The organism is Nonomuraea thailandensis (assembly GCF_024172165.1).
GTDB classification, from domain to species: Bacteria; Actinomycetota; Actinomycetes; order Streptosporangiales; family Streptosporangiaceae; genus Nonomuraea; species Nonomuraea thailandensis.
Window position 1 is genome coordinate 12,208,677 of the sequence record NZ_JAMZEB010000002.1, and the last position, 22,319, is coordinate 12,230,995.

Sequence of the window (22,319 nt, forward strand, 5' to 3'; positions counted from 1 at the left end):
TTTTTTATGCGACGCCTCGGTCAGCGGCAGGAGTGGCGGCGGGCTCAGGCTGAGAGGGGGTGGGCTGGCGACGCCACTCCTTCAGGATGGTCTTGAGCACGCGGAAGCCATCTCGTACGACGTGCAGGTTGCTCTCGCCGTGGATGCGGTTGCGCTCGTGGCTGGGCACCTCGTGCACCTTCAGCCCGGCCTTGGCCGCGCGCACGTTCATCAGCGTCTCCACCTCGAAGCCGTCGCAGTCGAGGTCGAGCACATCAAGGTGGCGCGCCCAGAAGGCGTTGTAGCCGTAGCAGAGGTCGGTGTACTGGGTGCGGTACATCACGTTCACGATGCCGGTCAGCACCTTGTTGCCAAGACGCCGGTTCAGCGTCAGGTCGTCACTGCCGCCCCCGGCGGCGTAGCGCGAACCCTTGACGAAGTCGGCACCGGTCACCAGCGCGCCCACGAAGTTGATGATCTCGCGGCCGTCGGTCGAGCCGTCGGCGTCGATCATCACGATGATGTCGCTGGTGCAGGCGGCGAAACCGGCGGACAGGGCGTCGCCCTTGCCCTTGCCCGTCTGCGTCACCACCTTGACGTTCGGCCGCAGCCGCTTGGCCACGGCCACCGTGTCGTCGACGGAGTTGCCGTCGACGAGCACGATCTCATCAACCCACTGCGGGATGGTGGCAAAGACGTGCGGCAAGTTCTCCGCCTCGTTCATCGCCGGCACGACCACGCTGACCGTCGGGGAGATGGCCAGGTGCGGGGTCACCGGCGTGAAGCTGGTGGGCGGCGGCATCGACCGCAGGGGCGAGGAGTGAACCTTGCCGTTGTGCTTGGTTATCTCGGGACTCATGGCGAGGGAAATCCTTCCGGGACCCCGCGTTGCGGGCCGGACGGAACCACCCCCGGGTGCTGCGGGAACGGCGAAGCCGGCGAACGGTGCATCGAAGGGTCCTGTGTGGAGTGTGAGGGTGTTGGTGCTGGTGCCGGGGGGTGGGTCCGGGATCGCTAGCGCGCTCCCGTTGGTTCCTGGGTCACTGCGTTGGATGGCTCCTGACGTTGCATCGAGGTGCGCACCCGACCGAAGCCCTTCAGGACACGGTCGGCCGCCCTATAAAGAGACGGCCGATCCATGACAATTGTTCGGGCCTTGTTGAAAGGAGTTCGGCCCATCCAGTGAACGGCCGCGGAGGCGGACGGACGCGAGATGCGGCCTTCGGCGACGTACAGGGTCCCGCTCTTCAGCCAGTCCTTATACTCCTTGCCGCCCTTGCCCATGTCGACCATGTGCAGACCCGCGTTCGCGGCGGCCTCGGCCATCTGGAGGTGGTGGACGATGCCCGGCGAGTAACGGGCGTACTCGGTGTCGTAGGCGGGGAACCACCCTACAAGCGTGGTCGCCGTACGAAGGCCGAAATGCCCCGCCACCGGGACGTCACCGGCATAAAGCATGGTCAGGACACCCGCGAAGTCCGATGAGTTCTCGGCATGCATCATGTTCGTCAATTCGACGATCCACGGCTGGGCGAACCTGTCCACACGGCCAGTCCTCTGGTACTGGTCGGACTTCCAGGCGAGCAGCGTGCGCAGCACCTCGGGGTCGGCCGAGGCCCACTCCAGGCGCAGGTCGCCCTGCTCCCGCCCCATCTTGCGTTCCTTGTAGCGGACGGTCTTGAGGTTCTTCGGCGAGTTGGCCTTGACCTGCTCGATCCAGGCCTCGAAGCCGGCGGTGAAGTCCATGACCGGCGCGGGCCGGACGTCCGACTCGTACTCGGCGAACGTCGGCTGCCCCGCGACCAGGTGGTCGAAGTCGAAGACGCTGAGCTTGCAGGCGCGCAGCAGAGCCTTGGCGTCGAGCTTCAGCTCAGGAACCGAGATCAGACCGTGACACGTGGTGAGGAATCCGCCGAGCGGCTTGCCGATGCCGAAGCTGTGCCGCTCGTAGGGGAAGAACCCCTGGATGCCGCGCCCGTCGGAGATGACCGCCACCCTCACGTAGTCGCGCAAGCGGTCCATCGCCACGGCGAACTCGACGGACAGGAACGGGTTGTCCAGACTGCGGTCGGCCTTCTGCAGCTCCCGCCATCGGGCCCGCTCGGAGTCCCCGAGCTCTCCCGGCCGAACTACCTGGATGTTCACCTTGCCCTGGCCCCCTGTTCGGTCTGCATGCTCTTCCCCCGGTACAACACCCGAAGCACGTACATGAACCCTCCGAGCACGGCGACCGTCGCGACGCCGGCGCGGGGCGACCACGCGTTGAAGAGCAGCATGGCCTCGGCGAGGAGCACATTGAGTACGAGACTCGCCGCGGCTCCTACGGATAGGGCGGCGAGGGGGTCACGATCACGCAACAGTCCCACCACTGCCGCTCCTGGCACGACCAGAAGGAACAAGGAGATCAGGAACGGACGCAGCGGTGTCTCGATATCGAACAGCGCGATGACCGCTCCCGCGATGCAGGCGAGCGCGACCAGCCAGGCCAGCGCTCTGCGGTGCTGCTTGAGCATCTCCTGTCTCTCTCCTGCCCTTGCTGGTTGTAGCGCGTTCTGATCGCAGTTCATGGGACCAATCCACGCTAGGACACGTCAATGCCGACGCTTGGCGACGCGCTTCGGTTTACCGGCATGCCGAGGTTTCTCATGTGACCTTCGCCACATGGTCAAGAGATCGGCTTGCTCCGGCGCGTTCCCCAAGCACACCAGAATGCCCTATGTAGCCTAGGGTTCACGAGTCAGGGTCCGATTTATAGCTGTTTGTCGTGTTAAAACTGTGGAGTTACTGTGAGTCCGCGCTCGGCTCCTCCACGGCTCCACCGGCCGATGTGGTGGCCACGCCGGCGCTCGGCGACTCGGTCGGCTCCTCGGTCGCGGGCGGGTCGTCGGTCGGCGGCTCGGGGGCGTCGTCGCCCTGCCAGGACAGGGAGCACGTGGCGGTGCCGCCGTTCGAGGTGAAGGTGACGCGGCCGGTGCCGGAGGCGTTCGGCTCGACGACCGTCACCAGGACCGTGGCCGATCCGCCCGCCTTGACCGAACCGCTCGCCGGGTGCGCGTCGAGGCCCTGCGAGGCCGTCGCCACCCAGGAGACGGCGGCGTTGCGGGCGCCGATCCCGATCCGTGCCACGCCGACGATGGCCTGCGGGCACGAGACGCGCAGCCGGGCCTCCGGCACGGGCCTGCGCCGGGAGGTCGTGGGCGCGGCGGCCTGCCTGCTGCTCCTGCGCGGGGCGGCGGCCGGCGGCGTGAGCCTGGCCGACGGGGTGCGGCTCGGGGTCGCGCTCGGCGTCGGCGACGGGCCGGGCTCGTCCTCCTCGGCCACCGGCTCCGGCGTGGGGCTCTCCTCCAGGGAGGTCGTGGCGGTGGAGGGGACCGGCCGCAGCGTGGTCGTCCCGGAGCTGCCGCCGCCGTTCAGCACCACGACCGCGCCCGTCGCGGCCAGCAGGCACGCGCCCGCCAGCACGAGCGGCGCCAGCCGCCGCGGCCTGCGGCGCGAGCGGCGATCGGCCGGCACCGGGAACCCCGACCGGTCGAGGCTGTCACCGCGATCGGTGATCAGGACGCGGGTGTCGTCCAGCTCGGGCCTGACGCACGTGTCGATCACCCGGCGGCGCAGCGAGATCGGCGGATGGGCGACCGGCACGATGTCGAGCAGCTTGGTCGCCGAGACCTGCCGGTGCCTGCCCTCCGTGCACACCTCGCACCCGCTGATGTGCCCCGACAGCCGGCGCCGCAGCAGCGGGGTGAGCGGCCCCTCCCAGGAGTCCAGCATCGCGGACAGGTCGGGGCAGTGCGCCCGCCCGGTCCTGGCCAGCAGCACGGCCGCGGCGGCGTTCTCCAGATGGTCGCGGGCCCGGCCCAGCCTGGCGGCCGACTGCCTGGAGGTCAGGCCGAGCACCGCGCCGACCTCCGAGGGGGTCAGGTCGTGGCGCAGCGACAGCATCAGCACCTCGCGCTGGCCCTTGCTCAGCTCGCCCAGCGCCTCGTGGACCAGGTCGGCCAGCTCGGTGTCGCCGTGCTCGCCGGGCTCGGGGAACTCGGGCAGCGGCATGCCGCCCGACGGGGTGCCGGAGCGGCGCGCCATCCTGGCCCGTACCTGGAACCTGGTCAGCGCGTACAGCCAGGCGCGCAGCCGGGCGGGCTCCCTGAGCCTGGCCGCGCAGCCCTGCGCGGTGACCAGCGCGTCATGGACGGAGTCGGCCGCCACGTCGCTCTGGCCGGACAGGGTGAACGCGTAGTCGTGCAGCCGTTCGGCGTAGGAGTCGTAGAGCGTGGCGGGAGCGGCGGTCTCCGCGCGCCGCAGAGCTTCGACCAGCTCCTGATCGCCCGCGCGATCGACGGTCGGCCATCCAGGCACGGATTTCCCTCCCCGCAGGTAGGACGCTCACTCAAGCCCCACGCGGAGAGGACGCCGCCTCGATCGGCCAGGTTCGCCCGCCATGCCCAACGAGCATGGCGGGCCTGCGGTCGTCAGCCGTCGCAGTTCGGCATGCAGAGGCGGCGCTCCATGCCCTGGAGGAAGAAGTCGCGGACCTGGAGGATGTCCTCGGCGATGTACGCCTCGCCGCCCGTCGCCTTGGCCACGGCCTCCATCTGCGCCCTGCCTTTCTTGGCGTCCGGCCCGAACGCGATGAGCAGGATGGTCAGCGGCCGCTTCGGGTTGTAGGTCTTCTTCAGGAACTGCAGGAGCTCGGCGTTCCTGACGCCGCCGTCCGGGTCGTCGTTGCCGGCGCCGTCGGTGAGGATCAGGAGGGTGTTGACCTTGTCCTCCTGGAACGTCTTGGTCAGCTCCGTGTAGGCCGCCTTGATCGTGTCGTTCAGGCCGGTGTCGCCGGTGGACTTGGCCTGGAGCTGCGCGAACGTCCTGACCAGCATCTCCTTGCGGGTCGCCCCGTCGATCGACTCGCTGAGCGGCCCGACCGAGACAAGCTCCTTGTAGTCCTTGCCCTGCCCGTCCAGATGCGTGGAGAACGACCACAGCCCCATCTCGGAGCCCGGCGGGAAGAGCCCGAGGCCCTCGGTGGCGATCCGGTTGATGGCCTGCATGCGGGTCATGCTCGTGCCGGGGACGGGCAGCGCCATCGTGCCGGAGACGTCGAGCAGGGTGAGCAGGCGGGTGCCGAGGTTCAGCCGGGTCCAGGTCTGGACCATGCGGGCCACGGTCGCGCCGTCCGGCGGGTCCAGGGCCGCCGGGGTCTCCGCGGTGAAGCCCTTGTCCTCGGTCAGCGCGTCGCCGGCCTTGCCGTCGGTGCCGCGGAAGCCGGCGTCACGCAGGATCTTCTTGGCCGACTCGGCGGTCAGGGCCTGCTTGAAGTCCGCCGCGGCCTTCAGCACCTCGGGGTCCTTGGTCAGGATCGTGACCGGGTAGTCCAGGCTGAGCGTGCCCTCCTTGGGGTAGAGGGCGACGACCGGCGACTCGGGCTTCTTGGTGTTGTGCGCGTAGATGGCCTGCTCGGAGGTGACGCCGACCGGCACCCTGCTGCCCGACTTGACGGTGAGGCTGGCCAGCAGCGCGGTCGAGTCGGAGGCGAGCTGGCCCGACAGCTCCTTCAGCGCGCCGACCAGGGCCTTGTCCTGCTTCGCCTCCCTGGCCGTGCCGGCCGCGGCCAGCAGCGCCGCCAGGCCGGCGGAGTTCTTCTGCGGGTCGAGGGCGAGCACCCGGACCTTCCTGCCGGGGCCGTCCACGTTGGCCACGTTGGCGGCCGAGATCATGGAGACCCAGCTCGGCTGGAGCGTGCCGGTCAGCTTCGACGCGGCCGATTTGGCCGCCGCCAGCACCACGGGGGAGGTCGCGATCGACCCCTCCACCTGCGGCAGCGCGTCGCCGGCCCCGCTGCTGCGCATGCTCTCCATGAGCAGGCTGGAGTCGGCCACCCAGAAGTCGGCGCCGACCTTGCCCGCCGCCAGCGAGTTCGCCGTCCTGGCCGCCGCCTCCTTGGCCACCGTCACCTCGACGCACTTGCTGTCGATGGAGTGCAGGGCCTTGTTATAGTTGCTGGCGATCTTGTTCAGGGACGGCTGGATGTCGGGGGTGGCGACCACGCGCAGCGGCAGCTTGCCTCCCGAGCAGTCATGGTCCCGGTTGAAGATCACGAACGCGGCGACGCCGAGGAGCACGGCCAGGGCGACGGCACCGGCCAGCGGTACGAGCACTCTGCCGCGGCCGCGCCGGGCGCGTCTGCGCGGTGGTGGCGGTTCGCTGGCTCTGTATCCGCCGTCGAGATCGTCTGTGCGGTGTCGCCCCACGATGTCCTCTTAGGTGTTCTCGTGACCTTCCGGAGACCCTAGCGGGAGATGCTCCGCAATACTTCGGGAACGATACTCGGTGCGGTCTATGTGGCAAAACCGCCCTTTTGGTGCGACGATTACGTTATGTGGTTGTGAGCTATGGAGAGCGTGATCGTGATCTGCTGTCAATGGCAGCAGTCGTGACCGTGCCAGGCGCGCCCGCCCTCCCGTACGGCGACGGCCGCCAGCAGCACCGCCACCAGCGGATCCACCCACCACCAGCCGACGGTGTTGAGCCACAACCCGCCCAGCACCCCCGCCGCCATGGCCGCGCAGATCAGATTCTGCGTGCCCTCGCCCGAGGTCGCCGCCGAGGCCAGCCGCGCTCCGAGCCGCCGCTTGGCCACCCCCAGCACCGGCATGCTGACCAGGCTGAACGCCGTCACCACGATGCCCAGCACGCTCGGCGCCGCCCGATGCCCCGCGTCCAGGTCGTGCGCGACATGAATGATCAGATACGGCGCCAGCAGCCAGAAGCTCACCGCCACCGCCTTCCTGGCGGTGCTCTCGGCGCTCGGCGACAACGTGCGCGCCCCGGTGAACCGCCACACCACGATCAGGCTGGCCGCCGCCTCCACGAACGCCGACAGCCCCCACCCGATGAGCGCCACCGAGTGCGCCGCCAGACCCGCGGCCAGGCCGAGCGTGCTCTCCACGCCCAGCCAGACCAGCGTCACCACGGAGAGCGAACGAGCGGCGCGCGCGTCACGCAACCATTCGGCTGACGCGGCCGGATGCTCCTGAATCCGCTGATCAGGCACCATGAACCCCCGAACTCCCGGCTATCCGGCCGTCGACAGCGATACGTAAGGTACCCACTACCACCCGTGACCTGGTAGGGCGGCGGCAAAGCAAGGTCAAATTCGGGCCGCATAATGATCGCTGGGGGATGTCCACGAGGGGGAGACGCCGTGCCGTTCACGCCCAGCCATGTCGCCGCCGTGCTGCCGATGATCGGCTCGCGGCGGATCCGCGGGTTCGTCGACCCGTGGGCGCTCGCGCTGGGGGCCATGGTGCCCGACCTGCCGGTCTTCCTGCCGTTCATGCCCGACTACACCGACACGCACTCCTGGGTGGGCGTGGTCACGATCGACCCGCTCGCGGTCCTGATCCTGCTGCCGCTCTTCCACGCCGTCCTGCGCGACCCCCTGATCGCGCTGCTCCCGCCCGGTCTGGCGGGACGCGCCGCGCTCCTCGTGCCCGACCGCCTCCGGCTGCTCCCGATGCTGGCCGGGGCCGTGATCGGCGCCGCCACCCACGTGCTGTGGGACTCCTTCACCCACTCCACGGGGCCCGTCGAGTGGGGAGCGTGGCTGTCGGTCTCCGTCTTCGGCGTGATCAGGCTCTTCCGCCTCCTGCAGTACGTCTCCTCCGCCGTCGGCCTGGCCGTGGTGGTGTGGTGGGGCTGGCGCGGGCTGTCGCGCATGGTGGCGGCGCCCGTACCGGAGCGGTTGCGCATGCCCTCCCGCGCCCGCTGGGCCGTGCTGGCGGCGGCCGGCGCCGGCGTCCTGGCCGGCGCCCTGTTCTGGCCCGTGATCGACGAACCCGACCCCAGGTTCGGCATCGCCGCGGTGATCACCAAGACCGGCGCGGGCACGGTGATCGGCCTGGCCGCGGTCCTGCTCTGCTACGCCGTGGTCTGGCAGGTCAGGCGGCGCGTGGCAGTATCGGAAGGTGCTTGAGTACGTCACCGACGCCGACGACCCCCGCCTGACCGACTACACCCGGCTCAGGGACGTCGAGCTGCGCAAGAGCCTCGAGGCCGAGCGCGGCCTGTTCCTGGCCGAGGGAGAGAAGGTCATCCGACGGGCCATCGGAGCCGGCTACCCGATCCGCTCCGTCCTGACCACCCGCCGCTGGCTCGCCTCGCTGGAGGACGTCCTCGGCGAGGCCGCCGTCTACGTCGTGAGCGACGAGATCATGTCGGGCATCGCGGGCTTCCAGGTGCACAGGGGAGCGCTGGCCTCGATGGAGCGCCTGCCGCTGCCTCCCATGGAGTCGCTGGTGAAGAGCGGCACCGGCCGCCTGCTGGTCCTGGAGGACCTGGTCGACCACAGCAACGTCGGCGCGATCTTCCGGTCCGCCGCCGCGCTCGGGGTGGACGCCGTCATCCTGTCGCCCCGGTGCGCCGACCCGCTCTACCGGCGGGCGGTGAAGGTCTCGATGGGCGCGGTCTTCTCGATCCCGTACGCGCGGATGGACGACTGGTTCACCGGCCTCGACCGGTTGCGCGCGGCCGGCTACCGCACCCTGGCCCTCACCCCCGACCAGAGCGCCGCCCCCATCGACGGCGTCGAGCTGGGCGACCGGGTGGCGCTGCTGCTCGGCGCGGAGGGCGACGGCCTGTCGTCCCACTGGCTGGAGGAGGCGGACCAGGCGGTGTGCATCCCGATGAGCGCGCAGGCCATGGCCGCCGGGGTCGACTCGCTGAACGTGGTGGCCGCCGCGGCCATCGCCTGCCATGGCCTGATGCGCCGAGTCGGGTGATCAGGGTTTAAGCGGCTGGCACGGGGCACTGGCAGACACCACGTCACGGTAAGGAGATGCCATGCAACCGGTAGAGAAAGCCACGTCGCTGGGAATGGGTCTGCTGGGCGGCGTGCTCGCGTCCGCGCTGTTCAAGCGGGCCTGGAAGGTGGCGTCAGGTCAGGACGACGCCCCGGACGCCGACGACCTCGAACGCGGCTGGACCGAGGTCCTCGTCGCCGCCGCCCTGCAAGGAGCGATCTTCGGGCTGGTCAAGGCCGCCGTGCACCGCGCCGGCGCGCAGACCTTCCAGCACCGGGGCCACTGAGCCGGGGCGCCGTCACTGCTGGTCGCCCGTGAGCCAGTCGGGGTGTCCCTCGAAGTCGTGGATCACCGGCCGGCAGTCGACGGGGCCCTCTGCGCCGGCGTCCCTGACGTGCCGCTCCAGCGCCGGGACCTGCTCGTCCGTCGTGATGAGCGTGAGCTGCCAGGCGAGCTCATCGCGGAGAAGGGCCTGGTCGGGGGCTTCTGCGATGTCGATCGACGTGGCCAGGCCCGCGAGGAGGATGCCGTGCGCGAGCTCGGCCGCCCTCTCGTGACTCCCGATCGTCATGCGGACCTCGACGAATTCCGCCATGAGTTGTCCTTAGTGGAGAGGTATGGACCTCACCCTACCTGCGGAAACGAGGGGGAGGCCGGATTTCGCGGGGATTTCCCGGTTAGTTCGTCTCGTGGGGATGGGTCCCCAGGTCAGAGGGGCAGGACGCCCTTCTCGTGCCGGTTGGGCGGCTGTATTCGGCGTGGCGGGCGGCCCGATGATGCACAATGTGAGCGATCGATTACAGAAACACGTGCAGCAGCGGGGGCTCCATGAACGTGGCCTGGATCATCGCGTTGACCGCCACAGCGGGGTCCTTGAGCTCGGCGGCGGGCGCCGGAAGCACCGCGGCGCCCGCCGCGCTGAGCTGCGCCGTCGCCACTCCCACGGCGCGGCCGCTGGTGTTCGAGCCCGAGGTCGGGCTCACGCCCCGCCACGTCCAGGCGCGCGGGCACCTGGAGCTCACCGGGTGCACCTCGCCCGACGGCACGGCCACGTATCTGCGCTCGGGGTGGGGCAGCGTGCGAGCCACCGCCCAGGCGTCGTGCACCAGTGCCCGTCAGGTGCGCGGCAGCGCGGTGATCACCTGGTTCGGGGTGAACGGGCGCCCCGTCGGCACCTCGAGGCTGCGCGTCAGGGCCGACCGGCTGGTGGCCCAGCGCCCGGCCGACACCCTGCTCACCGGCACCGTCGCGGCGGGCCGGCTCGCCAAGGAGCGGGTCAGCGGCGGCATCAGCCCCGCCACCGCCCTCCTCGGCTGCGCCACCCGGGGCATGGCCACCCTGCCGGGCAGCGGCCGCATCGTGTTCGGCTGACGTGGCCTCGCGCGCCGTCAGCCGAGGCCGATCTGGTCGCCGGCGTAGTTCAGCAGCTTCTCCGCGGTGGAGAAGCGGCGCTCGTTCTGGTCGTCCAGCAGCACGCCCACGACCTGGAGCCCGTTGCGCTCGGCGGCGAACAGCAGGCAGTAGCCCGCCGCGTCCGTGTAGCCGGTCTTCACGCCCAGCACGTCGTCGGCCTGCGTGAGCAGCTTGTTCGTGTTCCGCCACGTGTGCGCCCGGTGCACCTTGCTCTTGGTCACCTTGTGCGCCGTGCTGCCGACCACGGTGGTGAAGACGCTGCTCCGCAACGCGTGCTGCGCCAGCCTGGCCTGGTCGACGGCCGTGGAGTAGCCGCCGGCCAGGGTGGGCATGCCGTCCGCGTTCGTGTAGCGGGTGTCGGCGAGGCCGAGGGTGTGGGCCGTGCGGTTCATCTTGGCGATGAAGGCCGTCTTGCCCGGCCCGTAGTGGCGGGCCAGGGCGTTGGCCGCGTCGGCGCCGGACGGCAGCATGAGCGCGTACAGCAGGTCCCTGGTCGTGAAGCGCTCGCCCTTGCGCAGCCCCGCCGTGGCGGCGCCGCCCTTGGCGGCGTACTTGACGTCGGCCGCGGTGATCGTGATCGTGTCGCTCAGCCGGCCCTCGCTGAGCACGACGTACGCGGTCATGATCTTGACCAGGCTGGCCACCGGCACCCGCTTCGTCTCCCGCTTGCCGAAGTGGATCGTTCCTGCGGAGTCGATGACGTACGCCGCCTTGGCCCCCACGGTCGGCTCGTCGGCGGCCATGGCGGGGGAGGAGACCCCCACGACCAAGGCGATCACGACAGAGCCCATCAAACGCCCGATACGCATGCCCATCATGTTGACAGAGCCGGACGCTGCGTTTGCCTGACTGGGCCACGCGTCGCCCTCAGATGGGGGTAAATCATTGATAGATCCGATATGGCGGGGGGCGGCGGGCCATGGCAGGAAGATTCATCATCAGCGAGGACGGCCAGGGTGGCTACCGTTTCGCGCTCGTCGCGAACAACGGGCAGACGCTGGCGGTCGGCGAGGGGTTCCCGAACAAGCTGGCATGCGTGAACGGCATCGAGACCGTGCGCAGGAACGCCCCCGAAGCCTCCATCGACGACCGGAGCGGCCCGGAACCGGACTGATCGCGAGCTCTTCTCCGCCGGCCGCGAACCCGATCAGGAATCGAGAAGCGCCACGCGCCGCGGCCCACCTAACCTGCAGATACATCGACGTTCGGGTCTTCGCGGCCCGGCGGCGCACATCGGGTCGAACCGACCCCCGACTGCAGGAGCGAACCATGGCGAACTCATCCACCCAGGGCATCAAGACCGTGCTGCACCCCGTCTCCGACCTGGAGGCGGCCAAGGCGGTCTACACCGCCCTCCTCGGCTTCCCGCCCCAGACCGATGAGTCCTACTATGTCGGGTTCGAGGCCGAGGGTCAGCACATCGGCCTGGTCCCGGGCGGCGCGGCACAGGGCATGACCGCGCCGGTGGCGTACTGGCAGGTGGAGGACATCGAGGCGAAGCTGGCCGAGGTGACCGCCGCCGGCGCCACGATCAAGGACAAGCCCAGGGAGGTGGGCGGCGGCCGCGTGGTGGCCACCTTCACCGACCCCGACGGCAACGTCCTCGGTGTGCACCAGGACCGCTGAGCGCCCGTGAAAGCGGCCCCGCCTCCCAGCCGGGCCCGATGGATGGAGACACGATGAGCATGGATACGACGACGGACACCCAGCGGAGCGCGCAGCACGTTGCCGACAGCCACGGCTTGATCCGCGTGCACGGCGCGCGCGAGAACAACCTCAAGGACGTCAGCATCGAGATCCCGAAGCGCAGGCTGACGGTGTTCACCGGCGTGTCCGGCTCGGGCAAGAGCTCGCTGGTGTTCAACACGATCGCGGCCGAGTCGCAGCGGATGATCAACGAGACCTACAGCGCCTTCGTGCAGGGATTCATGCCGGCGCTGGCACGGCCCGAGGTCGACGTGCTCGACGGGCTGACGACCGCGATCATCGTCGACCAGCAGCGGATGGGCGCCGACCCGCGCTCCACGGTCGGCACCGCCACCGACGTCAACGCGATGCTGCGCATCCTCTTCAGCCGGCTGGGGCAGCCGCACATCGGCTCGCCCAACGCGTTCTCCTTCAACGTCCCCACGGTGCGGGCCAGTGGCGCGATCACCGTCGAGCGCGGCAACAAGAAGGCCGAGCGGGCGACGTACACCCGGCTGGGCGGCATGTGCCCGCGCTGCGAGGGCCGCGGCACGGTCTCCGACATCGACCTCACCCAGCTCTACGACGACTCCAAGTCGATCGCCGAGGGCGCGTTCACCATCCCCGGCTGGAAGTCGGACAGCTGGTGGACGGTACGGACCTACGCCGCGTCGGGCTTCCTCGACCCGAACAAGCCCATCCGCGACTTCACCAAGCAGGAGATGCAGGACTTCCTGTACCGGGAGCCGACCAAGGTGAAGGTCGAGGGCTCGACCCTCACCTACGAGGGGCTGATCCCGAGGATCCAGAAGTCGTTCCTGTCCAAGGACCGCGAGGGCATGCAGCCGCACATCCGCGAGTTCGTGGACCGGGCGGTCACCTTCACCACCTGCCCCGAGTGCGAGGGCACGCGGCTCAGCGAGGCTGCCAGGTCGTCGCGGATCGCCGGGATCAACATCGCCGACGCCTGCGCCATGCAGATCACCGACCTGGTCGACTGGGTCCGCGGCCTGGAGGAGCCGTCGGTGCGGCCGCTGCTCACCGCGCTGCTGCGGACCCTGGAGTCGTTCGTGGAGATCGGGCTGGGCTACCTGTCGCTCGACCGGCCGGCCGGCACGCTGTCGGGCGGCGAGGCCCAGCGCACCAAGATGATCCGCCACCTCGGCTCCTCGCTCACCGACGTCACCTACGTCTTCGACGAGCCCACCGCCGGCCTGCACCCCCACGACATCCAGCGCATGAACACCCTGCTGCTGCGACTGCGGGACAAGGGCAACACCGTGCTCGTCGTCGAGCACAAGCCCGAGGTGATCGCGATCGCCGACCACGTCGTCGACCTCGGCCCCGGCGCCGGCACGGCGGGCGGCACCGTCTGCTTCGAGGGCACCGTCGAGGGCCTGCGCGCCGCCGGCACCATCACCGGGCGCCACCTCGACGACCGCGCCAAGCTGAAGCAGGAGGTGCGCGAGCGCACCGGCACGCTGGAGATCCGCGGCGCGACGACGCACAACCTGCGGGAGGTGGACGTCGACATCCCGCTCGGGGTGCTCGCCGTCATCACCGGCGTCGCCGGCTCGGGCAAGAGCTCGCTCGTGCACGGGTCCATCCCCAAGGGCGCGGGCGTGGTGTCGGTAGACCAGAGCCCGATCCGCGGCTCCCGGCGCAGCAACCCGGCCACGTACACAGGGCTGCTGGAGCCCATCCGCAAGGCGTTCGCCAAGGCCAACGGCGTCAAGCCGGCGCTGTTCAGCGCCAACTCCGAGGGCGCCTGCCCCGGCTGCAACGGCGCCGGCGTCGTCTACACCGACCTCGGGATCATGGCCAGCGTGTCCAGCACCTGCGAGGAGTGCGAGGGCAAGCGGTTCCAGGCCGCGGTGCTGGACTACAAGCTCGGCGGGCGCGACATCAGCGAGGTGCTCGCGATGCCGGTGACCGAGGCAGAGGAGTTCTTCGGCGCGGGCGAGGCGCGCACGCCGGCCGCGCACGTCATCCTCCAGCGGCTCGCCGACGTCGGGCTCGGCTACCTCACCATCGGACAGCCGCTCACCACGCTGTCGGGCGGCGAGCGGCAGCGGCTCAAGCTGGCCACCCACATGGCGGACAAGGGCGGCGTCTACGTCCTCGACGAGCCGACCAACGGCCTGCACCTCGCGGACGTGGAGCAGCTGCTCGGGCTGCTGGACCGGCTCGTGGAGGCCGGGAAGTCGGTCATCGTGATCGAGCATCACCAGGCGGTCATGGCGCACGCCGACTGGATCATCGACCTGGGGCCGGGGGCCGGGCACGACGGTGGCCGGGTCGTCTTCGAAGGCACCCCGTCCGACCTGGTCGCCGCCCGTTCCACCCTCACCGGGGAGCACCTGGCCGACTACGTCGGCGCCTGACCGGCCCGCCCGCCCGCTCCTTCCCGCCGCACGCGGTGCGGCCCCTCGGGATCAGGAGCGGGCCCGCTGGGATGCGGGAACGGGCCGTCAACGAAGAAGCCCGGTGCGCTCAAGAGGCCAGGGCTCGGTCGTCGGCGGCGAGGGCGGGGGTTCAGGAGGTCAGGGCCTGGTCGTCGGCGGCGCGACGTCGCTTCAGCCTGCGCCGGATCACGAACCAGGCGACGAGCCCCACCACGACCACGGCCACGACCGCCGCCATGACCGGTGACCGCCTGGCCAGCTCCAGCCACCCGAACACGGCCGCCGTGCCGCCGAACCACCACAGCGGCGCCCACGTCAGGCAGCCCAGCGCGCTGGCGACGACGTACCAGGGGTAGGACACGCGCAGCGCCCCCGCCACCCACGGCAGCGTGTGCCGCAACATCGGCACCCAGAAGCAGCCGTAGACGGCCAGCGCCCCCCAGCGCTCGACGACGCCCTCGATCTTCTGGATCCGCTCGCGCCCCACCTTGACGCCGATGCGCGACTCGTACAGCCTCTCGCCGAGCCTGCGCCCGACCCAGTAGTACACCTGGAACGCTCCGAACAGCGCCAGGATCAGAATGGCCCCCACCAGCCAGTACGGCAGCCCCAGCCAGTACGAGGAGGTCGGCGCGGGGACGGCGATCGCTGCATGCCACATGTCCGGACCCACCACCCCTCCACAAGCCTTAGGCCAGGCTTACCTTACCCCTCGGATGCAAGCGAAGGCCACACCGGGTGCAAGCCTCCCGCAAAAGGTGCAACCCGCCGACAACCAGCGCTCAACCGCCCGGCCCCACTCTAGGGGTGAGCCAAGAGGGGTGTTGAAGATGCCGACGAGAAGCGCAGCCGTCCTGACCAGCGGGACCACCACCGCCGCCAAGCTGTTCGTGGCGGCCCTGGCGTTCACCAGCGCGTACGTCGGCCTCTCCGCCTACAGTAACGCCAGCTCCACACCCGAGCCCACCACCCAGGTCACCCTGTCGGCCCGCGAGCTGCCCATCAGCGCCCCGGCCGAGGAGCTCGCCACGGCGGGCAAGGTGACCGTGAGCGTGCTGACCGACGGCGGCGCCGGCTGCGCCAAGTCGTACGTCGCCCGCAGCCTCGTGGCCAACCCGGACCCGGCCGCGCCCGTCTCCTACCACTGGAGACTGGCCCGCTGGAGCCCGTCGGCCAAGGCGTGGCGCACGTACCTGGCCGACCACGACGGCTTCGCCGCCCCGGAGCGCACGGTCGAGTGGCGCCCCCAGGTCTCGGGCAACCCGGGGTGGTACCGCGTCGAGCTGACGATCGAAGGCGCCGAGCCGATCAGGAGCGACCGCTTCCAGGCAAGCTGCTGACCGATCCGAAGCGACCGCCCCGAGTGAGCTCACCGATCAGGAGCGGCCGTTTCCGAGCGAGCTGCCGACCGACTGCCGCGCGGCCTCCACCCATCGCGGCACCCCCACCCGCTCGGCCACCTCCAGAGCCTTCGCGTAGTGCTCCCGCGCGGCGTCGGGCTGCCCCAACCGGATGGCCAGGTCGCCGAGCGTCAGCGCCACCGGCCACAGCGCCACCACACCGGTCCCCGCGCCCGCCACCCGGTCGGAGAACGGCTTGAGCTTGTCGTAGCAGTCGACCATCCGCTCCCGGTCGTCGAGCAGCATCCCGGCCAGCGCCCGCCAGGTCATCGCCAGCTCGTACAGGAAGTCGGGACGCACCGGCGGCCGGGTCGCGGCCACGGCTCTGGCGTCCTTCTGGTGCCCGGCCGAGGCCAGGGCCAGCGCGTACGCGTCGAGTGTCCACTTGGCGCCCCGCATGTGCGCCTCGGCCAGCGGGTCGACCATGTCGGCCGCCCGGCCGGCCACCAGGTGCAGGCAGAACCTGGTGATCAGCGGCAGGTCCTGGCGGCCCTCCAGCATGCCCGCCCGCGCGGTCATCCTGGCCGCCTCCGAGTAGGCCCGCTCGGCGCCCTCGTAGTCGCCGGCGATCATCAGCCGCTGCCCCCGGTACCAGACGACGACCGCGGTGGGCGCCGACAGGTCATACTGCTTGGCCAGGCGGTCGGCCGCCGCGGCGTGCTCGTCGGCCACGGCGAACTCGCCGCGCGCCGCCGCGCACTCCAGCAGCACCAGGTGGGCCAGCGCCTGCGTGGCCATCTGCCCCGAGCGCTGGGCGACCTCCAGCAGCTCCCTGCCGATGCTCTCGCGGGAGTCGACCGCAGGGATGTCGTACGACTGTCGCAGCCGCCCGCTCAGCGCCGCCGCGATCAGCACGGGATCGCCGCTCTGACGGGCCAGCTCCAGCGCCTCCAGCGACGCCTGCCGCCCCCGCTCGGGCGAGGAGGAGCCCTCCAGCTCCAGGGCCAGCGTGGTCAGCAGGCTCGCCCGCAGCCGCTGCTCGCCCGCCGGCAGCTCCATGAGCGCCTTCTCGGTGACGTCCACGATCTCCCACGCGGTGCGGGTGAAGTCGCGCGCCATGCCCTTGTGCGGCACGGCCAGCGACGCCGCCACCTTCGCGGTGATCTCCAGGTCGCCCAGCGGCAGCGCGGCGTCCATGGCCTGGCGCCGCAGCAGCCGCGCGGCGTGCATGTCGCCGCACAGCGCCAGGGCCCTGATCTGGCGCAGCATCAGCCGCAGCCGCTCCTTGGCCCGCTCGGGCCGCTGCTCGCCGCCCCGTTCGCCGCCCTGCTCGTCGCTGCGGGAGCGGTCGAAGGCCGCGATGGCCTGCTCCCACAGGGTGGCCGCCTCGCGGTGCGCGAAGCGCCGCTCGGCCTGCTCGGCCGCCAGGCCCGCGTAGTGGACGGCCTTGTCGGCGGCGTCGGCCAGGAAGTAGTGGTGGGCCAGCGCCGCCACGTCGGACGGCGTGCGCCGCTCGATGACCGACGCCACCTCCGCGTGCAACCGGGTGCGGCGCAGCCTGGAGGCGTCGGAGTAGATCGTGTCGCGCACCAGGTCGTGGTCGAAGCGCAGCAGCCCGGGGCCCGGCTCGGTCACCAGCCCGGCCAGCAGCGCCGCCTCGACGGCCTCGATCACCGACTCCTCGTCCACGGCCACCGCGACCAGCACGTCGAGGTCGACGTCGCGGCCGATCACCGCGGCCTGCAGCAGGATCTGCTGCGCCCCGGCGGGCAGCCGCGAGATGCGCCGGCGCAGCACGTCACGCACGCCCGACGGCACCTGCGAGAGCACCTCGGTGGCGCTGGCCCGGTCGGCCGCGCCCTCGGAGTCGAGCAGCCGCACGGTCTCGCGGACGAAGAACGGGTTGCCGCCCGTGCGCTCGACGATCGACTCGACCGCGTCCTCGTCGATCTCGCGTACGCAGGTGGCCTTGACCAGCTCGGCCACGGCCTTCGGGTCGAGCCCCGACAGGCCCACCCGCAACGGGCCCAGCCTGGCCAGGGCGGCCAGCACGTCGGACTGGCGGTCGTCGAGCTCGCTCTCCCTGCACGTCACCACGAGCAGCACCCGGCTGGTCGCCAGCAGGCTCGGCAGCGCGCGCAGCAGGGCGAGGGTCTGGTCGTCGGCCCAGTGCAGGTCCTCGAGCGTCAGCAGGACGGGGTTGCGCCGGGCGACGCCCGCCAGGTAGCCGCCGACCGCGCGGTGCAGCCGGAACCCGCCGGACGCCTCGTCCTCGTCGGGGTCGGGGGCGGCGTCGTCGAGCAGCGGGGCGAGGAGCTGGGCGTACTCGCCCGGCCCCGTCACCTCGATGAGCGTGCGCAGGATCTCCACCCAGGCCCAGCCGGGCGGGGTGGCGCTGGAGTCGGGGCAGGCGCCGGAGGCGGTGGTCCAGCCGTCGGCGCCCAGCCTGCTCTCGAGCTGGCGCAGCAGCGTGGTCTTGCCCGCGCCGGCGACCCCGGTCACGATCGCGACCTGGAACCGGCCGGTGCGCGAGGCGGCCGTGGTCAGCCTGGTCAGCTCGGCGTCGCGGCCGACGAACGGCTCGGGCTCCAGCGGCGGCGGCTCGATCGGCGCGGCGGGGCGCGGCGGCCAGGTGTCGCTGACCGGCGCGGCGGGGCGCGGGGCCCGCGCGGGAGGGGGCGCCAGCTCCAGCTCGGGCGCCTGGGCCAGGATGTCGGACTCCAGCTTGCGCAGCGCCGGGCCCGGGTCGATGCCCAGCTCGTCGGCCAGGATGTTCCTGGCGCGGCGCAGCGCGGCCAGCGCGTCGCCCTGCCGGCCGCAGCGGTAGAGGCCGAGCGCCAGCAGCCGCCAGCCCTCCTCGCGCAGCGGATGCTCGGTGGTCAGCGCCTCCAGGTCGGGCACGGTCTCGGCGTGCAGGCCGAGCCGCAGCCCCGTGTCCGCGTGCCGCTCCCTGGACACCAGGCGCAGCTCCGTGAGCCGGTTGACCTCGGCCTCGGCCCACGCCTGGTCGGCGAAGTCGGAATAGGGGGTGCCGCGCCACAACCCCAGCGCCTTCTCCAGGCGGTCGCGCGCGGACTGCGGGTCGCCCTCTTCGAGGTGCTCGCCGGCCGCCCGGACGAGCTGCTCGAACCGCAGCGCGTCGACCTGGTCGGGCGCCACGCGCAGCGCGTAGCCGGAGGCGACCGTCACCAGCAGCCGGTTGGGCCCGCCGCGCGGGCGGCCGGGCTCCAGCACCCGGCGCAGGCGTGAGATGTAGACCTGCAGGCCCGACTGAGCGCCCTTGGCCGCGTCGTCGTCCCACAGATCGTAAAGAAGCGTGTCAACCGGCACGACCTGACCTCTGGCCACGAGAAGTCGGGCGAGGACGGCCCGCTGCCGCAACCCGCCGAGGTCGAGTTCGTCGTCGTGTTCGTACGCCTCGACTGGCCCCAGAACTCGGAACGCCACCATGTCAGCCGCCACGCTATGCGGGCCTGCGAATCACGCACAAGGCCCGTGGTCGATTAGCACGCGATGGGTTTGGGATTGTCACTGGGTGGCCTTCGAGATCGCGGACGGGGGCTCCGCGCCGGCGTTCCGGCCGTTGCGCCTGCGCAGCAGCGCCCATGCGCCCAGTGCCAGGCCGCCGAACGGGATCTCGATAGTGTAAGTCCAGAAGCCGAAGAGCAGTGCGGTCGCGGTCGCCGGAGCGGCCGCCACGCCGAAGGCGGAGGTCAGCAGCAGCACCACTCCGCCCTCCATGATCCCCGCCCCGCTGGGCGTGATCAGGGCGCTGGTGAGCACGCGCGACAGGGCGAAGACGGCGATCGACTGCGCCAGGCCGGGCCAGGCGCCGGTCATCTGCATGCAGACCGCCATGATCGCCCACTGGAAGCCGAGGAAGAAGATCATGCCGAGCGACAGCCCCGGCCACCGCCCGCGTACGATGCCCGCCGTGTCGGCGCGCAGCCGGTGGAACGCCTCGGACGCGTGGATCTTCAGCCGCAGCAGCCGGGTCACCCCGTCGAGGCCCTTGCCGAGCCAGACGGCCGCGCGCTCCCAGTAGAGCGCCGCCGCCACGACCACGCAGAGCACGATGATCGAGATCGCGCCCGTCCAGCCGGCGTTGGCGACCGTCGCGTTCGGCGCCTGCCCGGCGATGAGCAGCGCGATGATCCCGACGGCGGGCAGGATGAACCTGAACAACGTGTTCCACACGCCGCTGACCAGCGTCATGACCACGAAGGCGCGGCTGGTGAACCCCCAGCCCTTGGTCATCGCCCACGACAGCGCCACGCCCAGCGCGCCGCCGAACGGCAGCAGGTTGCTGACCGCGCTGCCCGCCGCGTTGAGCGTCAGGCCCTGGAGGTTGTTCAGCCCGGGCAGGGAGTTGGTCAGCACGAACGTGTACGACAGCAGGCTCAGCAGCCACAGCGCGGCCATCAGCGCGATCTCGCCCGCGTCGAGCGTGCCGAACACCCTGCCGATCTCCGCCCAGGAGACCGGCTTGCCGGTGAGCGCCTGCACGATCTGGGGGAGGTAGACCACCAGCAGCACGGCCAGGCCGAGCGACAGCACGGACAGGGCGATCTGTAGCCACTTGTTCTTCATCGGGGTCCAGTCTGCCGGGTGGCGGCGGGCGGCCTCGTCGTTCTGAAGTACTAGGTGGGCCACCGGTCGAAGGGATGAGTGAGGCGGGCGCCCGGGGGCAGGTCGCGGCGGACGTACCACTCGGTGCCGAAGACGAAGCGGTAGAGGGGGCGGGGGACCTTCAGCATGACAGCCAGCGTGCGGTCGCTGTCGCCGCCGCTGGCCTGGGAGGCGTGCGCGGCCATGGACGAGCGCTTCTGCCTGGTGTACCTGCGGACGTTGACGCGGTGGGTGATGGCCTCGCCGGGCGAGTACGCGCTCTCGAACGTCCGTACGTCGAACTCCGGCGGGAACTTGTAGAACCGGCCCGCCACCCGCAGCAGCCACAGCAGCGGGTCGCGGTTGACCGTCGCCTCCAGGACGATCTCCGTTCCCGCGATCTTCGCCGCCCGTTTGCCGACCCGGTGCACCTGGACGTGGTCGGGGTGCCCGTAGCCGCCCGCCGGATCGTAGATCGCCAGCAGGTCGGCCCGCTCCTCCTGGAGGATCGCGGCCAGCGCCTTGGCCGCCGCCTCGGTGTCGGCGTCGATGAAGGCGTTGTCGGGCCGCTCCTCGGCGCTGCCGCCCTTGGGGCTGAGCCCGGAGTCGCCGTAGCCGAGGCATTCGACGCGGGCGCAGCCGAGCAGCGCGGCCGACTTGTACAGCTCCTTGAGCCGGGTCTCGCCCAGCGCCTCGCCCGGCTCCATCTCGGCCAGGCCGCGCTCGCCCGCCGTGGCCACCACGAGCACGACGCGGTGTCCCTCGGCCGCGAGCATCGCCATGGTGCCGGCGGTCAGCAAGGCCTCGTCGTCGGGATGGGCATGGAAGAACACAGCGGTACGTGGAGGCACACGCCCAGATTAGTCTGGGAGGGGTGCGGATCTTTCACGTGAGTGACTGTTACCTGCCGCGACTCGGAGGGATCGAGGTCCAGGTCGCCGATCTCGTGCGGGTGCAGCGGGAGGCGGGGCACGAGGTGTCGGTGGCCACCGCGACCAGGGGCGAGCCGCTGCCCGGGGTGCACAGGATCGTCGCGAAGATGCCGTTCGACCTGCCCGTGCACCCGTTCGGCGTGGGTCATCTCACACGCCGCATCACCTCGGCGCGTCCCGACGTGGTGCACGTGCACGCGGGGGCGGTCTCGCCGTTCGCGTGGATGGGCGTGCGCGCCGCGTTCCGGGCGGGGGTGCCGTGCGTGGTGACCGTCCACAGCATGTGGGATCCGGTGACGCGGGCGATGTACCGGCTGCTGCGGCTGGTGTACGGCTGGCAGCGGTGGCGGCTGGTGGCCACCACGGTCAGCACCGCGGCGGCGGCTCCCATCAGGGCCGTGGCAGGGCCGGACGTGCCGGTGCGGGTGGTCTCCAACGGGCTCGACCTGTCGGGCTGGGCGCCGCCTCCCGGCAGCCCGGCCTCCGGCCCCCGCGACGGCGTGCACATCGTGGCCGTGGGCCGGCTGGCGCCGCGCAAGCAGCCGGTGCGCCTGCTGAAGCTGCTCCAGGCGGCCCGCGCGCGCGTGCCGTCCCGGATCCCCATGCGGGCCACGATCGTCGGCGACGGGCCGGCTCGGGGCCAGATGGCGCGCTTTCTCGATCGGCACGGCATGGCCGGCTGGGTCTCCCTGCCGGGGCGGCACACCCGCGAGGAGATCGCGAAGGTGCTGGAGTCGGCCGACGTGTTCGTGGCGCCTGCGCCACGCGAGTCGTTCGGCATCGCGGCGCTGGAGGCGCGGGCCGCGGGGGTGCCGGTGGTCGCCAGGGCGCAGAGCGGGGTGGCCGACTTCGTCAAGGACGGCACCGAGGGGCTGCTCGGGCGTACGCTCGGCGAGCTGGCCCGGGCGGTGGCGCGGCTGTGCACCGACGCGGGGCTGCGCGAGTCGATCGCCGCGCACAACCGGGCGACCGTGCCGGCCGCCGGTTCGTGGCCCACCGTGCTGGAAGGGTTCGAGCGGGCGTACGAGCAGGCGTCCGAGCTGGCGCGCGGCCGTCGGGGCCCCTCGGGGAAGCGCTAGCGCCACCACGGCCGGCAGGCGCGCGACAGCCCGGGCCCGGCTGTCCGGAAACGCGGACGGCCACCGCGGCGAGCGCGACGCT

At 71.3% G+C, this 22,319-nt stretch carries 22 protein-coding genes; 9 read left to right on the forward strand and 13 right to left on the reverse strand.

Annotated elements, in window-relative coordinates; translation table 11 throughout:
• Window positions 1-4: 4 nt before the first annotated feature.
• From HD597_RS60935 to HD597_RS60960, 6 genes are all read right to left on the reverse strand, one after another.
• Window positions 5-838 carry a glycosyltransferase family 2 protein gene (locus HD597_RS60935; protein WP_253758328.1) on the reverse strand — a complete coding sequence of 278 codons (834 nt, stop codon included), beginning with the start codon at window positions 836-838 and terminating at the stop codon, window positions 5-7.
• 155 nt (window positions 839-993) lie between these two features.
• Complete coding sequence (locus tag HD597_RS60940) at window positions 994-2,124, reverse strand: GNAT family N-acetyltransferase (protein ID WP_253758330.1); 1,131 nt, start codon at window positions 2,122-2,124, stop codon at window positions 994-996.
• A complete protein-coding gene (locus HD597_RS60945; RefSeq protein ID WP_080045753.1) occupies window positions 2,121-2,492 on the reverse strand; it encodes a hypothetical protein in 372 nt (123 codons plus the stop codon). Before HD597_RS60945 ends, HD597_RS60940 begins: the two co-directional genes overlap by 4 nt.
• Window positions 2,493-2,760: 268 nt before the next feature.
• Complete coding sequence (locus HD597_RS60950) at window positions 2,761-4,335, reverse strand: sigma factor-like helix-turn-helix DNA-binding protein (protein WP_253758332.1); 1,575 nt, start codon at window positions 4,333-4,335, stop codon at window positions 2,761-2,763.
• Between the two features lie 113 nt (window positions 4,336-4,448).
• Window positions 4,449-6,131, reverse strand: a complete 1,683-nt coding sequence (locus HD597_RS60955) for a substrate-binding domain-containing protein (RefSeq protein ID WP_253758334.1) — start codon at window positions 6,129-6,131, stop codon at window positions 4,449-4,451.
• A 260-nt stretch (window positions 6,132-6,391) separates the two neighbouring features.
• A complete protein-coding gene (locus HD597_RS60960; protein ID WP_253758336.1) occupies window positions 6,392-6,943 on the reverse strand; it encodes a cation diffusion facilitator family transporter in 552 nt (183 codons plus the stop codon).
• Between the two features lie 234 nt (window positions 6,944-7,177).
• Between HD597_RS60960 and HD597_RS60965 the strand changes: the two genes are divergently transcribed.
• From HD597_RS60965 to HD597_RS60975, 3 genes are all read left to right on the forward strand, one after another.
• Window positions 7,178-7,948 (forward strand): DUF4184 family protein, encoded by a 771-nt coding sequence (locus tag HD597_RS60965; protein ID WP_253758338.1) that lies wholly within the window; start codon window positions 7,178-7,180, stop codon window positions 7,946-7,948.
• Window positions 7,941-8,753, forward strand: coding sequence for a TrmH family RNA methyltransferase (locus HD597_RS60970; RefSeq protein WP_253758340.1), 813 nt, complete (start codon window positions 7,941-7,943; stop codon window positions 8,751-8,753). The genes HD597_RS60965 and HD597_RS60970 overlap by 8 nt, the downstream gene beginning before the upstream one ends.
• 61 nt (window positions 8,754-8,814) lie before the next feature.
• Complete coding sequence (locus HD597_RS60975) at window positions 8,815-9,060, forward strand: DUF4235 domain-containing protein (protein ID WP_253758342.1); 246 nt, start codon at window positions 8,815-8,817, stop codon at window positions 9,058-9,060.
• Window positions 9,061-9,072: 12 nt separating this feature from the next.
• Here HD597_RS60975 and HD597_RS60980 read toward each other — a convergent pair whose 3' ends face one another.
• Together HD597_RS60980 and HD597_RS60985 are read right to left on the reverse strand one after the other, a co-directional pair.
• A complete protein-coding gene (locus tag HD597_RS60980) occupies window positions 9,073-9,369 on the reverse strand; it encodes a hypothetical protein (RefSeq protein ID WP_253758344.1) in 297 nt (98 codons plus the stop codon).
• A gap of 202 nt (window positions 9,370-9,571) precedes the next feature.
• The gene (locus tag HD597_RS60985; RefSeq protein WP_253758346.1) at window positions 9,572-9,718 is read right to left on the reverse strand and encodes a hypothetical protein; all 147 of its coding nucleotides are present in this window, start codon (window positions 9,716-9,718) and stop codon (window positions 9,572-9,574) included.
• 13 nt (window positions 9,719-9,731) lie between these two features.
• Here HD597_RS60985 and HD597_RS60990 point away from each other — a divergent pair, with 13 nt between their 5' ends.
• Window positions 9,732-10,145 carry a hypothetical protein gene (locus tag HD597_RS60990; protein ID WP_253758348.1) on the forward strand — a complete coding sequence of 138 codons (414 nt, stop codon included), beginning with the start codon at window positions 9,732-9,734 and terminating at the stop codon, window positions 10,143-10,145.
• Window positions 10,146-10,162: 17 nt separating this feature from the next.
• Here the strand turns inward: HD597_RS60990 and HD597_RS60995 are convergent, their stop codons facing one another.
• A complete protein-coding gene (locus tag HD597_RS60995; RefSeq protein ID WP_253758350.1) occupies window positions 10,163-10,978 on the reverse strand; it encodes a D-alanyl-D-alanine carboxypeptidase family protein in 816 nt (271 codons plus the stop codon).
• Window positions 10,979-11,106: 128 nt separating this feature from the next.
• On the opposite strand from HD597_RS60995, the gene HD597_RS61000 reads away from it, so the two are divergent.
• The 3 genes from HD597_RS61000 to HD597_RS61010 all read left to right on the forward strand — a co-directional run bounded on the left by HD597_RS61000 (window position 11,107) and on the right by HD597_RS61010 (window position 14,257).
• On the forward strand, window positions 11,107-11,301 hold the full coding sequence (locus tag HD597_RS61000; RefSeq protein WP_253758352.1) for a YegP family protein: 195 nt from the start codon (window positions 11,107-11,109) through the stop codon (window positions 11,299-11,301).
• Window positions 11,302-11,456: 155 nt separating this feature from the next.
• Window positions 11,457-11,813 carry a VOC family protein gene (locus HD597_RS61005; protein WP_253758354.1) on the forward strand — a complete coding sequence of 119 codons (357 nt, stop codon included), beginning with the start codon at window positions 11,457-11,459 and terminating at the stop codon, window positions 11,811-11,813.
• A gap of 59 nt (window positions 11,814-11,872) precedes the next feature.
• On the forward strand, window positions 11,873-14,257 hold the full coding sequence (locus HD597_RS61010) for an ATP-binding cassette domain-containing protein (protein ID WP_253758356.1): 2,385 nt from the start codon (window positions 11,873-11,875) through the stop codon (window positions 14,255-14,257).
• Window positions 14,258-14,408: 151 nt separating this feature from the next.
• Here the strand turns inward: HD597_RS61010 and HD597_RS61015 are convergent, their stop codons facing one another.
• Complete coding sequence (locus tag HD597_RS61015; RefSeq protein ID WP_253758358.1) at window positions 14,409-14,939, reverse strand: DedA family protein; 531 nt, start codon at window positions 14,937-14,939, stop codon at window positions 14,409-14,411.
• Between the two features lie 169 nt (window positions 14,940-15,108).
• On the opposite strand from HD597_RS61015, the gene HD597_RS61020 reads away from it, so the two are divergent.
• A complete protein-coding gene (locus HD597_RS61020) occupies window positions 15,109-15,618 on the forward strand; it encodes a hypothetical protein (RefSeq protein ID WP_253758360.1) in 510 nt (169 codons plus the stop codon).
• Between the two features lie 36 nt (window positions 15,619-15,654).
• On the opposite strand, the gene HD597_RS61025 is transcribed toward HD597_RS61020, so the two are convergent.
• From HD597_RS61025 to HD597_RS61035, 3 genes are all read right to left on the reverse strand, one after another.
• On the reverse strand, window positions 15,655-19,068 hold the full coding sequence (locus HD597_RS61025) for an ATP-binding protein (RefSeq protein ID WP_253758362.1): 3,414 nt from the start codon (window positions 19,066-19,068) through the stop codon (window positions 15,655-15,657).
• A 78-nt stretch (window positions 19,069-19,146) separates the two neighbouring features.
• Window positions 19,147-20,208, reverse strand: a complete 1,062-nt coding sequence (locus HD597_RS61030) for a lysylphosphatidylglycerol synthase domain-containing protein (protein WP_253758364.1) — start codon at window positions 20,206-20,208, stop codon at window positions 19,147-19,149.
• 50 nt (window positions 20,209-20,258) lie between these two features.
• Entirely contained in the window at window positions 20,259-21,077 is an 819-nt protein-coding gene (locus tag HD597_RS61035) for a PIG-L deacetylase family protein (RefSeq protein WP_253758366.1), read from the reverse strand.
• Between the two features lie 38 nt (window positions 21,078-21,115).
• Here HD597_RS61035 and HD597_RS61040 point away from each other — a divergent pair, with 38 nt between their 5' ends.
• Window positions 21,116-22,237, forward strand: a complete 1,122-nt coding sequence (locus HD597_RS61040; protein ID WP_253758368.1) for a glycosyltransferase family 4 protein — start codon at window positions 21,116-21,118, stop codon at window positions 22,235-22,237.
• The last annotated feature ends 82 nt before the right edge of the window (window positions 22,238-22,319 follow it).